Raw genomic sequence first — 12,422 nt, 5'->3', positions numbered from 1 at the left:
GCTTCTGATCGTGGGGACCATCTACTACGGAGGATCGGCCACACCGATCCACATCGAAGACCGCGCGCTCGCGCACCTGAAAGTCGTCATCGCGACCAAGCTGCGCCGAGACGAGAGCTTCACGGTGTCGTGGAAGCATCCGGACGATCAGCCGCGAGGACGCAGCACGATCTGGCTGCATCCGTCGATCCCGCTGCGCTTCGTCTTCGACGATCCCGATCCCACCGAACTCAGCCGCGAGTGGATCGAAGAGCTGGCGAACTCCGCGAACTCCTCCGGCGGCATCACGCTGATCGCGGAGCACTTCGACACCGGCCCCGTGCCGGTCGTGGGCCAGGACGGCGAAGCGGACACGCTGAAGGTCGGCACGGTCGAGGTCGAGAGCCTCGAGATCGACAAGCTCAAGGTCGCCGGCACCGACGTGCCGCCGGCGGACATTCCCGCCGGCTGACGCTTTCGCGGCGCGCGGTCAGCCCTGCTCGGGCGGCGCTTCGTCAGAGGGCTCGGGCAGGATCGTGAGGCCGCCGGGTCCGCTCGCGGCCTGCATGAGCTCCTCGACCCAGAGCCGGTTGATCCGGGGCTGACGACTGCCGAAGAAGTGGAACTGGAGCGGCACCGAGGGGTGGATCCAGAAGCTGCGGCGACCGCTGCCGTCGCCGACCTCGACGTCGAACATGAACGGCTCAGACCGGCGCAGCTTGTTCATCATCACGATGCGCAGGTGCGCGAGTGTCCGGTCTTCGATGTCGACGGCATTGGCGGCCGTGTCGTAGATGAACCTGCCCATGCCAGGAGCATAAGGGCACAGGTCAGCGCGGAGCGAATGCGGCGTGGAAGAGGGCCCGTGCGCGTCGGGCGACGGCGGGGCGCGAGGCGGCGTCGGCGCGCGCGAGCTCGGTCGCAAGCATCCCCACGGCCATGTTCACATCCGCCGCGTCGATGTGCTCGCCGAGGCGTCCGGCGGCTCGCTCACGGGCGACGAGAGCAGCGACGACCGCCCCGAACCGCTCGCCGAGAGGCTGAACGCGAGGGTCGTTCATGTCGGCCGTGATCAGCTCGATGAACGCGGTCGACGAGACCGCCTGGTCGACGACGCGATCCATCAGGTCGTCGATCGTGCGCTCGCCCGTCGCGGTGAAGACCTCGAGGTCGGCGACGTTCTCCTCGAACACCGCGACCGCCAGCGCCGTCCGGTCGGGGAAGTGACGGTAGAGGCTGCCCTGACCGACGCCGGCGCGCTTGGCGACCGCGCTGAAGGGCGCGCTGAGCCCGCCTTCGGCGTACACCTCGCGCGCGGCGGCGATGAGGGCACGGCGGTTGTCCGCAGCGGCGGCGGGACCGCGGTTGGTGCGAGGGGAGAGGGCGGTCGACACGGGTGTAGCCTAGTACCGGACACTGATGTCCGGTCGAAAGGAAACACACATGGGCAACCCGAAGCCGCTCACCGGCGACTCCTCGATCGCCGACTGGCTGGCCGACCCGGCCGGCAACGCGATCCTCACCGATATGCTCGCGCAGAGCGGGCAGTCCCCCGACGTCTTCAAACCGGTCCGGCGCCTCGCCATCAAGCGTCTGGTCAAGATGAGCCGCGGGGCCTTCACGCAGGAGATGCTCGACGATCTCATCCGCCGGGTGGCTGCCGGTGATGTCCCCGCCGGAGCCCCGGTGCCTGTCGCCGTCGATTCCGACGCAGAGGATGCCGAGGCCGCCGTGGCGTTGCGCGAGTGGACCGAGCGCCTGGATCAGGGCCGCTTCACCGGCCAGACGGTGATCGTCACCGGTGCCGGATCGGGCATCGGCCGGGCGACGGCATCCCGGATCGCCCGTGAGGGCGGGCGCGTGGTCGCGGTCGACGTCAGCCAGGAGCGTCTGGACGAGTTCCTCGCCGAGCACGCCGGATCCGACATCGTGTCGCTGGTGGCCGACATCACCGACGACGCGGGCGTCGCGCGCATCGTCGAGGCCGCCGGAGACACGATCGACGGTCTCGCGAACATCGCCGGGATCATGGACGACATGACCCCCGTCGGCGACGTGACGGATGCCGTGTGGCAGCGCGTCTTCCGCGTGAACGTCGAGGGCACCATGAAGATGATGCGCGCCGTCATCCCCGCGATGCTCGCTCAGGGCGGCGGCTCGATCGTGAACACCGCGTCCGAGGCTGCGCTGCGCGGCTCCGCCGCCGGTGCCGCCTACACCGCCTCGAAGCACGCGGTCGCCGGGCTCACGAAGTCGAGCGCCTTCATGTACGGACCCAGCGGCATCCGCGTGAACGCGGTCGCGCCCGGACCCACGATCACCAACATCGAGGCCACGTTCGGCTCGCCGCTGGGCGCTTCGCGCATCCAGGTCGGCATGTCGGTCATGCCCGATCCGGTCGAGGCCGACGCCCTCGCGGCATCCATCACCTTCCTTCTTTCCGAAGATGGTGTGAACATCAACGGAGTGGTGCTCCCGAGTGACGGCGGCTGGTCGGCCGCCTGATCGCACTGCGACGCACCCCGAAGGGCCCTGGAGAGGCGACTCCAGGGCCCTTCGGCTGTGCGTGACTACAGTGCGGCGAGCGCCGCGTCGAGGTCGGCGATGAGGTCGTCGGCGCTCTCGATGCCCACCGACAGCCGCACGAGCTCCTCGGGAACGGCCAGCTCGGTGCCCCGCACCGATGCGTGCGTCATCTCGTCGGGGTAGTTCATGAGCGACTCGACGCCGCCGAGCGATTCGGCCAGCTGGAACAGGCGCGTCGATTCGGCGAAGCGGCGAGCGGATGCCGCATCCGCCAGCTCCGCCGAGACGATGCCGCCGAATCCCGACATCTGGCGGGCGGCGAGCTCGTGACCCGGGTGCGTGGCGAGTCCGGGGTAGTGGACGCGCGCGATCCTGGGGTGCCCGGCGAGGAACTCCGCCACCGACTGGGCGTTCTCGCTGTGCCGGCGCATCCGCAGTCCGAGCGTCTTGATGCCGCGGGTCGTGAGCCAGGCGTCGAGCGGTCCCGATACGGCGCCGGCCGCGAACTGCAGGAACTTGGCCTGCTCGTGGAGCGCGTCGTCGTTCATGACGAGCGCACCGCCGACGACGTCGGAGTGCCCACCCAGGTACTTCGTGGTCGAGTGCACGACGACGTCGGCGCCGAGCGACAGCGGCTGCTGCAGCGCGGGCGAGGCGAACGTGTTGTCCACCACGACCAGAGCGCCCGCCGCGTGGCCGAGCCGGGCGAGGCCCGCGATGTCGGTGATGCGCAGCAGCGGGTTGCTCGGCGTCTCGACCCAGACGATGCGCGCCGGGCGCTCGGCGAGCGCGGCCTCGACCGCGGTCAGGTCGCTCATGTCGACCACGCGCAGACCGACGCCCCAGGGGCCCAGGATCCGGGCGATGAGACGGTAGGTGCCGCCGTAGACGTCGTCGCCCAGGAGCACCTCGTCGCCGGGCTTGAGGACCGCGCGCAGCAGGGCATCCTCGGCCGCGAGGCCCGATGCGAACGAGAGCCCGTGCGCTCCTCCCTCGAGCGCGGCGAGCTGCGCCTCGAGCGCGGTGCGCGTCGGGTTGCCGCTGCGCCCGTACTCGTAGCCCTGCCGCAGACCGCCGATGCCGTCCTGGGCATAGGTGGTCGAGAAGTGCACGGGCGGGATGACCGCGCCCGTCGTCGGGTCGAACGCCTGACCGGCATGCACCGCCCTGGTGTCGAATCCGCGCGGGTCGATCGGGTCGGTCATTCGGATGCTCCTTCGATGGGGGTGGGTGCTTCGTAGGGCGGATGCGGCGGATCGTCCAGGTCGAACCCGCGTGAGCGCATCCACTCGTCGTCGTAGATCCGGCTGAGGTAGCCGCGGCCGTGATCGGGAAGCAGCACCACCACGACGGCGTCGGCGGGCAGGTCCTTCGCGACCCGGAGGGCGCCGACGACGGCCATCCCGCTGGAACCGCCGACGAGAAGGCCCTCTTCGCGCGCCAGCCGGCGGGTCATGGCGAAGGATTCGGCATCCGCTACTCGCTCGAGAGATCCGACCACGGAGGGGTCGTACGTCTCGGGCCAGAAGTCCTCCCCCACACCCTCGACCAGGTAGCCGTGCACCGGGCCGCCGGAATAGATCGAGCCCTCGGGATCGACGCCCACCACTTCGACGGCGCCGCCGGACACATCGCGGAGGTACCGGCCGGTGCCCGTGATCGTTCCGCCCGTGCCGATGCCGGCCACGAAGTGCGTGACCCGCCCGTCGGTGTCGCGCCAGATCTCGGGACCGGTCGACCCGAAGTGGGCGGCCGGGCCGTTCTGGTTCGCGAACTGATTGGGCTTGAAGGCGCCCGGGATCTCGCGGACGAGCCGGTCCGAGACGCTGTAGTACGACCGCGGATCGTCGGGCTCGACGCTGGTCTCGGTCATGACGACCTCGGCGCCATAGGCCTTGAGCACGGCGACCTTCTCGCCCGCGAACTTGTCGGGCACCACGAAGATCATGCGGTAGCCCCGCTCGAGCGCGACCAGAGCCAGGCCGACGCCGGTGTTGCCGCTGGTCGGCTCGACGATCGTGCCGCCGGGTTTGAGCAGGCCGTCGCGCTCGGCGGCGTCGATGATGCCGCGGGCGATGCGGTCCTTGGCGGACCCGCCGGGATTGAAGTACTCGACCTTCGCGAGCACCGTGGCGGCGATGCCCTCGGTGACACGGGTGAGCTGGACGAGGGGGGTGTCGCCGACGAGGTCGGCAACGCTCTTGGCGTAACGCACGGATGGAGTCCTCGGTGTCGCCGCGCGAGTGCGCGGAAGTGCTGTCTGGGGTCGCGGAAGCGTGCCTACGGCACTCAGCGACAACAACGACAGGTCAACACGTCGGTCAGTGTAGCCCGATCCATCGAGGTGCGCGACGGCTGCCGACATCTGAGGAATCGTCGCGGTGGCGTTGGTCACATGCTTGCCGAAGCATGAGCCTGCCCCCCTGTCGCCGGGCGACACGCCGCTCTAGCATCGGAGCACATGTCTGGGGCATGCCGTATCAACCCATCGCATCAAGGAGACAGCATGACCGCCCAGACAGTTCCCCCGACCGTGCCCGAATCACCCGGACGCTCGCGCGACCGGCGCCGCATGGTGGCGGCGATCCTCGCCGGAGGCCTCGTGCTCGGCGTCGGTGCCGCCGTCACCCTCGCTGTGTGGAACGACTCCGAGTTCGCCACCGGCACGTTCTCGTCAGGTCAGTTCGATCTGCAGGGCAGCACGGACGGCACGGCCTTCTCGAGCGACCCGGCCGCCCCGGGCAAGACGCTCGCCTTCGCGCTGGACGCTGACGTGCTCTCACCGGGAGACGTCGTCTACGCACCGTTCGCGGTGCAGCTCTCCACCGATTCCGACTACGCCGCGGACGTGACGCTCGAGAACGTCATCGGCGGCGCAATCGGCACCAACCTGACCTACTCGCTGTACGACGTCGGCACCTTCGGGGCCACCTGCTCCGAGGCGGCTCCCCCGACCGGGACCGCCATCGTCGCGAACCGCGCGGCCACCGCGACCGGCACCGTTCCCGCATTCGACCTCACCGCTGCCGCGACGCCCGTCAACCTCTGCTTCGTCGTGACCGCCGGCGCCGGCCTGCCGCAGGGCGCGACCGGAACCATCACGTGGGAGTTCGCGGGCACGTCGGGCGACCCGCTCTGATCGTGGGCTCCTCGAGGCGGATCACGCGCCGGCGACTTCGGAGCCGGCGCGTGAGGGTGGTCCTCGCCGCAGGACTCGTCTTCGGCATCGGCTCGTTCGCCACGCTCGCGGCGTGGACCGACACCGAGAACGCGACGGGCAGCTTCGGCGCGAGCATCTTCGACACGGAGTCGCAGAGCGCGGGGTCACCGACGTACGCCAGCAACACGACGGCGCCAGGCGCCTCGCTCACGTTCAACGCGACGGCGATGTCGCCGAGCGTGTCGCACTATGCCTGGTTGAACGTCCGCACCACTCTCACCACCAACGTCGCGGGGACCGTCTCGCTGACGGGGATCACGAGCAGTGGCGCACTCGCGCCCGCGCTGCAGTATCGCGCCGTGCGCATGACCGCGGTGAACCCCACCGCTACCTGCAATGCGGGCGCGTTCACGACCGGCACGTTCATCGCGGGGAATGCCACGACCTACGTGGCGGCAGCGCCACCGGCTCCCACGCCCGTGATCGCCAGTCCGATCGCCGCGGCCAACGGTGCAATCGGACTGTGCTTCGAGGTGCGCGTCGCACCCGGTTCGCCCAACACGTTCCAAGGAACCACCGGGACGGTGACGTGGACCTTCACGTCGACGTCGAACAGCTGATCTGAAGTCAGAGCGCACCATGCCACGCAGGGATGAACGATCGTGGGGGGCCGTCCTCGGCGACGGCGCCCTCACGGTCGCGGCCGTGCTGGGCGCCGTGTGCATCGCGCTCGTGATCGTCGCCGCCATCTTCGACGTGCGCATCATCCTTTTCAGCACCGGGTCGATGTCGCCGACGATTCCCGCGGGCTCCGCGGCGATCGTGCGGCACATCCCGGCGGACGAGATCGCCGTCGGAGACGTGGTCACGGTCGATCGACCGGGGAAGCTGCCGATCACGCACCGAGTGACGAGTGTGGCGGAGGTGCCCGACGCGTCCGCCGAGATGCGCCGCATCACGATGCGCGGAGACGCCAACGCCGTCGACGACCCTCTGCCATACGACGTCGAGCGCGTGCGCCTGGTGGTCGGCTCGGTGCCCGGAATCGCTCCGGTGATCGCCTCGATGGGCAACCCGTGGGTGCTCGGCACCATCACGGTGTGCGCGACGGTCCTGGTGGTGTGGGTGTTCTGGCCGCGCCGCGACAGGCGCACAAGGGAACGCGAGCCCGTACCGGAATCGGAACCCGAATCTGCTGATGCCCCGGGCAAGACCGCCGGCGTCGTCACCGCCATGGCCCTGTTGCTCGCGGTCGGATCGATCGTCGCCGCACCCCACCAAGCACACGCTGCGAGCGGTGAGCGGATCATCCAGGGCGAGGTCATCCGTCTGATCTCCATCGAGCAGCCGCAGATGCGGGATCTTCTTCCCGGCGGATCCGCCGCGTGGGAGGTCGGAGTCAGTGCGGACGCGCCCACCCCGGGCACGATCACTGTGCTGCTCTCCTCCCTGGGCGACCCCGAGCTGGCCCTCCAGTACGAGGTCCTCACGTGCCCGCAACGATGGGTGAGTGGATCCTGCCCCACCCCGACGACTCTGGTCCGCGAGGAGCCTGTGCCGCTCGACGGCGTGGAGCGCAGCATCCAATCGATGACGTCGACCGAGCAGAGCTGGCTGCGTGTCGTGGTTGCGATGCCCGCCACCGCCGACCCAGACGCCGCGGGTGCGGTCGACCTCACGGTCCGGGCGGTGGGCATGGGCGACGACGTGTCGACCGGTCCCGGCGGCGCTCTGCCCGCGACAGGGGCGCAGGCGCCGTGGCTGCTCGCGGCGACGGCGCTGGTGCTCGCGGCGGCCGGAGCCGGCGTCTACGCGCGCAGCAGGGTGCGCCCATGAATCGACGATCACGGATGCTGCGTGCCGCCGTCTTCGTCGTGGCACTCGTATGCGTCACGCTGACCGGGTTCACCGGCGGCCCGGTCCACACCGATGCCGCCTGGACGGACAGTGAATTCACGACCAGCGACACGATGACCGCGGGCAAGGTCACAGCGGTTTCCAACCTCAACTGTTCCGAGGGTCTCCTCGGAGCGATCGACTTCACGTGGACTGCGCCAGCCTCGGGTGGACTGGCGCGCAGCGGATATAGGTGGGCTCTCGTAGGGGCGGTCGACAAGGCAGGCACGTTGGGTGCGAGTGCCATAAGCATGTCGCTTCCACGAAGCCTCCTCGACCTCGGTTCCGGAATCTATTCGCTCTACGCGGTTGGACCTGGGGGCTGGGAGTCGGCTGCCGCCACGGCCAGCGTCACGTTCCTCACCGGCCTCGTCAGTAACTGTTCGCCGCTAGTCCGGTCCCCCTAGACGCTCCGTCCGACCCACTCGCCGCGCCACCTTCGGCACCACCCACGCGGCCGCCAGTGCGAGCGCGACTCCGGCCAGCGTGAGCAGCACCCGCTCCACGAACCAGTGCGCCGGCGGCGTCGTCTCGTCCTGGAGCAGCATCGACAGCACGATCACCGTCGAGAAGAACGGGAACACGTACCAGCGGCTCCCCGCGGTGCCGGCGGCCACCGCGAGCACCACGAGCACGGCGGCGCCGATGGCCGGCGCCGACGGCGACGCCGCGGCGAGGGCGCACGCGACGAGCGCACCGGCGACGACCGAGACCGTACGGCCCGCTCCGCGGGCGTCGAGCTGCCGGCGGTCCGGGCGGCTCACGAGCAGTGCGGCCGTGCACGCCCAGCCGGGGTGGTCGACTCCGAGCGCGAAGCCGAGTGCCGCGCCGGCGGCGCCGGCGAGTCCGATCTGGATGCCGTAGACGAGCATCGCCGAGCGAGGAGCCGCCCGCCGCGGCGGCCGCGCAACGGCCGGGCCGCTCGGCCAGACCAGCGAGACGAGCCACCCGTATACCGAGCCGCCGACGATCAGCAGGCCGGCGGCCAGGCCGGCCGACCACGAACTCTCGGACAGCCCCGCGCCGTACAGCGGAAGCCCCAGCATCATCACGAGCGGCGCAAGCCGCCGCGACGAGTCCGCGACCGCCAGGGCGACGCCGACGCACAGCGCGAACACCAGCGCAACGGCGAGCACCGGAAGGCCCGACACCAGCGAGCCGAGGAACAGCGACACCCCGGCGACCGCTCCGATGACGACCACCATCGCGCGCTCGCGCCGGGTGCTGCGCAGGCCGAGCGCCGCAGCCGGGAGCACGCCGACGGCGAGCGCGAGACCGAGCCCTGGGTCGCTGACCGACGCGATCGCGGCAGGAACACCGAGAATCGCGCCGTGGGCGACGCCGCGCCAGGACCAGGCGATCGGGCGAGCGGCAATCATGCGACCACCCTGCCGCATGCGAGCCGCATCACGCGGGTGCGGAGCCCACTCCGTCGTCCGGCGCGCCCAGCAGCACCCGCATCTCGGCGAGGTTCGCCTCGGACCGGGCGAGCAGTTCGCGGAGCTCCTCCGTCGTCGCACTCGCGGACACGACGGCAGCGGCCGGCACGATGACGGCCGGGGCGGCCTCGGCCGCTGTCACGCTGTCATCCACCGGCGCGGCGGCCGCGGCATCCGATTCGTCCTTGCTCTTCTTGGGCGTGAGGAAGAGGTTCGCCAGGTAGCCGGTGAACGTGCCGAAGATGCCGACGCCGATGACGATGATGCCCGCGCCGATGAGGCGGCCGGCGTCCGTGACGGGGAACTGATCGCCGTAGCCGACGGTCGAGATCGTCACGATGGTGTACCAGAGCGCGTCCGAGGCCGACGTGATGTTCGCGCCGTTGGCGTACTGCTCCACGCGCAGCACCATCAGGCTGCCGAACTGGAGGACGAGGATGCCCATGAGCAGGAGCAGCAGGAGCGCGCTACCCGCGCGGTCGCGAACGATCGCCTTCCAGAGGTTGCGAGGTCCGACATCTCGCATGAGGCGCGCGACGCGCACCAGGCGGAAGACGCGCAGGATCTTCGCCTGCGGGAAGGGAAGGCTCGCGAGGAGGTCTGCCCAGCCGAAGTGCTTGAAGAAATACGCGCCCGCCGAAGGCGCGGTCCTGATGCGATAGATGAAGTCGATCAGGAAGATCACGCTGAACAACGCGTTCATCACACTGAGGATCTGCTGCAGTGCCGGGTCGTGCACGAAGGCGTAGACGAGGACGAGGTTGGCGATCGACAGCATCGAGAGCAGCCCGATGAAGATCTCGTATCCGGTGCTCTTGAGCTCAGTGCGCGGTGCGGCCATGCCTGGATTCTGGCAGTACCTACCGCTCTCCGCTGCGATGGTGACATTCGCGCGAGTTCGCGGGCCGGAGGGGTGGTGCGATACTGGGTGGCGCACCGCAGCCGCCTGCGGAAGAGACCATGAGCGCAGCGACCATCAGCATCGTCGGCCCCGGACGCCTGGGCCGGGCCGCGGCAACCGCGCTGCGCGCCGCCGGATACCGGGTCAACGGACCGACCGGTCGCGGCGAGCCGGTGGAGCCGGCCGACATCGTGCTGCTGTGCGTTCCCGACCGCGAGATCTCTGCGGCGGTGCGCGCTGCGCGAGCCGGCGCCGCGCTGGTCGGGCACACGTCGGGCGCCACCACCCTGAGCGAATCCGGCGCGGACTTCGGGCTGCATCCGCTGCGGGCGTTCGTCGGCGACGAGGGACCCGACGCGTTCCAGGGGATCGGCTGCGCCGTTGCGGGCGTCTCGCCCGACGCCCTGAGCGCGGCCGGCGACCTCGTGGCCGCCGTCGGCGGCGAGGCGTTCACCGTGACCGACGATCAGCGCGCCGGGTACCACGCGGCCGCCTCGATCGCCTCCAACTTCTTCGTCACCCTCGCCGCGGCGGCCGAGGCTACGGCCGCGGCATCGGGCCTGGATCCCGTCGTGCTGCGCCGCCACCTCGTGCCCCTCGTGCACGGAACGGTCGACAACTGGGCGCAGCACGGACCGCGCGCAGCCCTCACCGGACCCGTCGCGCGCGGTGACGAGGTGACGGTCGACCGGCAGCGAGAAGCGGTCCGCGCCGGAACACCCGCAGAGCTTCCGCTGTTCGACATCCTGGTCGAGCGCACGCGCGCGCTGGCCGCTGCCGAGGAGCACACCGCATGAGGATCCTGAGAACCGTCGCCGACGTCCGCTCCGCCGTGCGCGCAGCCCGTGCCGAGGGCCGTACCGTCGGGCTGGTGCCCACGATGGGCGCCTTCCACGAGGGCCACCTCTCGCTGATCCGCGCCGCTCGGGCCGGCACCGATCTCGTCGTCGTCTCGCTGTTCGTCAACCCCACGCAGTTCGGCGCGGGCGAAGATCTCACCGCGTACCCCCGCGACGAGGCCCGCGACGCCGAGCTCGCCGCGGGCGCGGGCGCCGACATCCTGTTCGCTCCCGCCGTCGACGAGGTGTATCCGCACGGCTTCGCCACGAGCATCCATGTCTCCGGGATCACCGACGTGCTCTGCGGGGCGACGCGCGGCCCGGGCCACTTCGACGGCGTCGCCACCGTCGTCACGAAGCTGCTGCAGATCGTCGCGCCCGACACCGCCTACTTCGGGCAGAAGGACGCCCAGCAGGTGCTCGTGGTGCGCCGCGTGGTGCGCGACCTCGACATCCCGGTGCGCATCGAGGCCTGCCCGATCGTCCGCGAGCCCGACGGTCTGGCGATGAGCTCGCGCAACGTCTACCTCGACGCCGGAGCCCGTGCGCGCGCCGCGCACATCAACCGTGCGCTCGACGCCGCCGAAGCGGCTGTCGCCGCGGGAGAGACGGATGCCGCGGCCGTGGTCGCGGCGGCGCGATCGGTGCTCGACGCCGCAGGCATCGAGCCCGAGTATCTCGAGCTGCGGTCCGCCGGCGACCTCGCTCCGGTCGACACCGTCGACGACGCCGCACTGCTCGCGGTCGCCGCGCGCGTCGGCGCCGCACGCCTCATCGACAACCGGATTCTGGAGGCCCACGCATGAGCACAGGACCCACCGCGACGCCCGCCCGGCGACGCACCTTCGCCGACCTGGCCGCCCAGAAGGCCGCCGGGGATCCGATCGCGATGGTCACCGCGTACGACTACCCGAGCGCGCAGATCGCCGAGGCCGCGGGCGTCGACGTCGTGCTCGTCGGCGACTCGGGCGCGATGACGGTGCTCGGATATGACAGCACCGTCCCCATCACCGTGGACGAGATGCTCGTGCTGACCTCGGCGGTTCGGCGAGGTCTCTCGACCCCGCTGCTCATCGCCGATCTCCCCTTCGGCTCGTACGAGGGATCGGACGAGCAGGCCGTGGCCACCGCGCAGCGGTTCGTGAAGACGACGGGCTGCGACGGCGTGAAGATCGAACGGGGCGGCACGTCGGTGCAGCGCGCCCGGGCCATCGTCGCCGCCGGCATCCCGGTCATGGGCCACATCGGGCTCACCCCGCAGACCGCCGCGACGATCGGCGGCTACCGCTCGCAGGGCCGCACCGCCGACGAGGCCGTGACTCTCCTCGAGAGCGCCCGCGCCCTCGAGGAGGCAGGGTGCTTCGCCCTCGTCTTCGAGGCCATCCCCACCGCGGTCACCGACGCCATCATGCCCCGGCTGTCGGTGCCCGTGATCGGCATCGGCGCCGGTCCCGGAACCGACGGACAGGTGCTGGTGTTCCACGACCTGCTCGGCATCTACGACGGCCATGCCGCGCGCTTCGTCAAGCGCTACGCCGAGCTGCGCGGCGAGATGATCGCTGCCGTCACGGCCTACGCCGAGGACGTCCGCTCAGGTCGCTACCCCGAAGAAGAGCACGGCTACGGGATGCCGGAGGCCGAGGTCACCCGGCTTCACGAGCTGCTCGGCGGCTGACGTTCCC

Annotated in this window: 13 protein-coding genes and 1 pseudogene; 8 read left to right on the top strand and 6 right to left on the bottom strand. The window is 70.6% G+C overall.

Annotated elements, in window-relative coordinates; all coding sequences use genetic code 11:
* Nucleotides 1–10: 10 nt before the first annotated feature.
* Nucleotides 11–331 (top strand): annotated as a pseudogene (locus ASD56_RS06310) (DUF7882 family protein); the annotation flags it as partial.
* Nucleotides 332–469: 138 nt separating this feature from the next.
* On the opposite strand, the gene ASD56_RS06305 reads toward ASD56_RS06310, so the two are convergent.
* Together ASD56_RS06305 and ASD56_RS06300 are read right to left on the bottom strand one after the other, a co-directional pair.
* A complete protein-coding gene (locus tag ASD56_RS06305) occupies nt 470–787 on the bottom strand; it encodes a DUF7882 family protein (RefSeq protein ID WP_055962608.1) in 318 nt (105 codons plus the stop codon).
* Between the two features lie 22 nt (nt 788–809).
* Nucleotides 810–1,373, bottom strand: a complete 564-nt coding sequence (locus ASD56_RS06300; protein WP_055962605.1) for a TetR/AcrR family transcriptional regulator — start codon at nt 1,371–1,373, stop codon at nt 810–812.
* A 49-nt stretch (nt 1,374–1,422) separates the two neighbouring features.
* Here ASD56_RS06300 and ASD56_RS06295 point away from each other — a divergent pair, with 49 nt between their 5' ends.
* On the top strand, nt 1,423–2,484 hold the full coding sequence (locus ASD56_RS06295) for an SDR family NAD(P)-dependent oxidoreductase (RefSeq protein WP_055962603.1): 1,062 nt from the start codon (nt 1,423–1,425) through the stop codon (nt 2,482–2,484).
* A gap of 65 nt (nt 2,485–2,549) precedes the next feature.
* Here the strand turns inward: ASD56_RS06295 and ASD56_RS06290 are convergent, their stop codons facing one another.
* Both ASD56_RS06290 and ASD56_RS06285 read right to left on the bottom strand, forming a co-directional pair.
* Nucleotides 2,550–3,710 carry a cystathionine gamma-synthase gene (locus tag ASD56_RS06290; protein WP_055962599.1) on the bottom strand — a complete coding sequence of 387 codons (1,161 nt, stop codon included), beginning with the start codon at nt 3,708–3,710 and terminating at the stop codon, nt 2,550–2,552.
* The gene (locus tag ASD56_RS06285) at nt 3,707–4,720 is read right to left on the bottom strand and encodes a pyridoxal-phosphate dependent enzyme (RefSeq protein WP_055962597.1); all 1,014 of its coding nucleotides are present in this window, start codon (nt 4,718–4,720) and stop codon (nt 3,707–3,709) included. Before ASD56_RS06285 ends, ASD56_RS06290 begins: the two co-directional genes overlap by 4 nt.
* 291 nt (nt 4,721–5,011) lie before the next feature.
* Between ASD56_RS06285 and ASD56_RS06280 the strand changes: the two genes are divergently transcribed.
* From ASD56_RS06280 to ASD56_RS16365, 3 genes are read left to right on the top strand one after another with little or no spacing between them, the layout of a single operon-like run.
* The gene (locus ASD56_RS06280) at nt 5,012–5,644 is read left to right on the top strand and encodes a SipW-dependent-type signal peptide-containing protein (protein ID WP_082541285.1); all 633 of its coding nucleotides are present in this window, start codon (nt 5,012–5,014) and stop codon (nt 5,642–5,644) included.
* A gap of 50 nt (nt 5,645–5,694) precedes the next feature.
* The gene (locus ASD56_RS06275) at nt 5,695–6,285 is read left to right on the top strand and encodes a SipW-dependent-type signal peptide-containing protein (protein ID WP_162249507.1); all 591 of its coding nucleotides are present in this window, start codon (nt 5,695–5,697) and stop codon (nt 6,283–6,285) included.
* Between the two features lie 19 nt (nt 6,286–6,304).
* Nucleotides 6,305–7,501, top strand: a complete 1,197-nt coding sequence (locus ASD56_RS16365) for a S26 family signal peptidase (RefSeq protein ID WP_157535787.1) — start codon at nt 6,305–6,307, stop codon at nt 7,499–7,501.
* Between the two features lie 449 nt (nt 7,502–7,950).
* Here the strand turns inward: ASD56_RS16365 and ASD56_RS06260 are convergent, their stop codons facing one another.
* Together ASD56_RS06260 and ASD56_RS06255 are read right to left on the bottom strand one after the other, a co-directional pair.
* Nucleotides 7,951–8,940, bottom strand: coding sequence for an FUSC family protein (locus ASD56_RS06260; protein ID WP_055962590.1), 990 nt, complete (start codon nt 8,938–8,940; stop codon nt 7,951–7,953).
* Between the two features lie 28 nt (nt 8,941–8,968).
* The gene (locus tag ASD56_RS06255) at nt 8,969–9,841 is read right to left on the bottom strand and encodes a potassium channel family protein (protein ID WP_055962588.1); all 873 of its coding nucleotides are present in this window, start codon (nt 9,839–9,841) and stop codon (nt 8,969–8,971) included.
* A gap of 119 nt (nt 9,842–9,960) precedes the next feature.
* Between ASD56_RS06255 and ASD56_RS06250 the strand changes: the two genes are divergently transcribed.
* From ASD56_RS06250 to panB, 3 genes are read left to right on the top strand one after another with little or no spacing between them, the layout of a single operon-like run.
* The gene (locus ASD56_RS06250) at nt 9,961–10,698 is read left to right on the top strand and encodes a DUF2520 domain-containing protein (protein WP_055962585.1); all 738 of its coding nucleotides are present in this window, start codon (nt 9,961–9,963) and stop codon (nt 10,696–10,698) included.
* On the top strand, nt 10,695–11,546 hold the full coding sequence (gene panC, locus ASD56_RS06245) for a pantoate--beta-alanine ligase (protein ID WP_055962582.1): 852 nt from the start codon (nt 10,695–10,697) through the stop codon (nt 11,544–11,546). Before ASD56_RS06250 ends, panC begins: the two co-directional genes overlap by 4 nt.
* A complete protein-coding gene (panB, locus tag ASD56_RS06240) occupies nt 11,543–12,415 on the top strand; it encodes a 3-methyl-2-oxobutanoate hydroxymethyltransferase (protein ID WP_055962580.1) in 873 nt (290 codons plus the stop codon). Before panC ends, panB begins: the two co-directional genes overlap by 4 nt.
* Nucleotides 12,416–12,422: the final 7 nt, after the last annotated feature.

Origin of the sequence: Microbacterium sp. Root166 (genome assembly GCF_001427145.1) — a bacterium.
Classification (GTDB): domain Bacteria; phylum Actinomycetota; class Actinomycetes; order Actinomycetales; family Microbacteriaceae; genus Microbacterium.
This window is presented reverse-complemented; position numbering and strand designations above follow the sequence as displayed.

What these genes read in the sequence shown, in the direction of transcription:
- ASD56_RS06305 (WP_055962608.1), bottom strand. Translation starts at nt 787, where the DNA reads ATGGGCAGGTTCATCTACGACACGGCCGCCAATGCCGTCGACATCGAA.
- ASD56_RS06295 (WP_055962603.1), top strand. Translation starts at nt 1,423, where the DNA reads ATGGGCAACCCGAAGCCGCTCACCGGCGACTCCTCGATCGCCGACTGG.
- ASD56_RS06290 (WP_055962599.1), bottom strand. Translation starts at nt 3,710, where the DNA reads ATGACCGACCCGATCGACCCGCGCGGATTCGACACCAGGGCGGTGCAT.
- ASD56_RS06280 (WP_082541285.1), top strand. Translation starts at nt 5,012, where the DNA reads ATGACCGCCCAGACAGTTCCCCCGACCGTGCCCGAATCACCCGGACGC.
- ASD56_RS16365 (WP_157535787.1), top strand. Translation starts at nt 6,305, where the DNA reads ATGCCACGCAGGGATGAACGATCGTGGGGGGCCGTCCTCGGCGACGGC.
- ASD56_RS06260 (WP_055962590.1), bottom strand. Translation starts at nt 8,940, where the DNA reads ATGATTGCCGCTCGCCCGATCGCCTGGTCCTGGCGCGGCGTCGCCCAC.
- ASD56_RS06255 (WP_055962588.1), bottom strand. Translation starts at nt 9,841, where the DNA reads ATGGCCGCACCGCGCACTGAGCTCAAGAGCACCGGATACGAGATCTTC.
- ASD56_RS06250 (WP_055962585.1), top strand. Translation starts at nt 9,961, where the DNA reads ATGAGCGCAGCGACCATCAGCATCGTCGGCCCCGGACGCCTGGGCCGG.
- panC (WP_055962582.1), top strand. Translation starts at nt 10,695, where the DNA reads ATGAGGATCCTGAGAACCGTCGCCGACGTCCGCTCCGCCGTGCGCGCA.
- panB (WP_055962580.1), top strand. Translation starts at nt 11,543, where the DNA reads ATGAGCACAGGACCCACCGCGACGCCCGCCCGGCGACGCACCTTCGCC.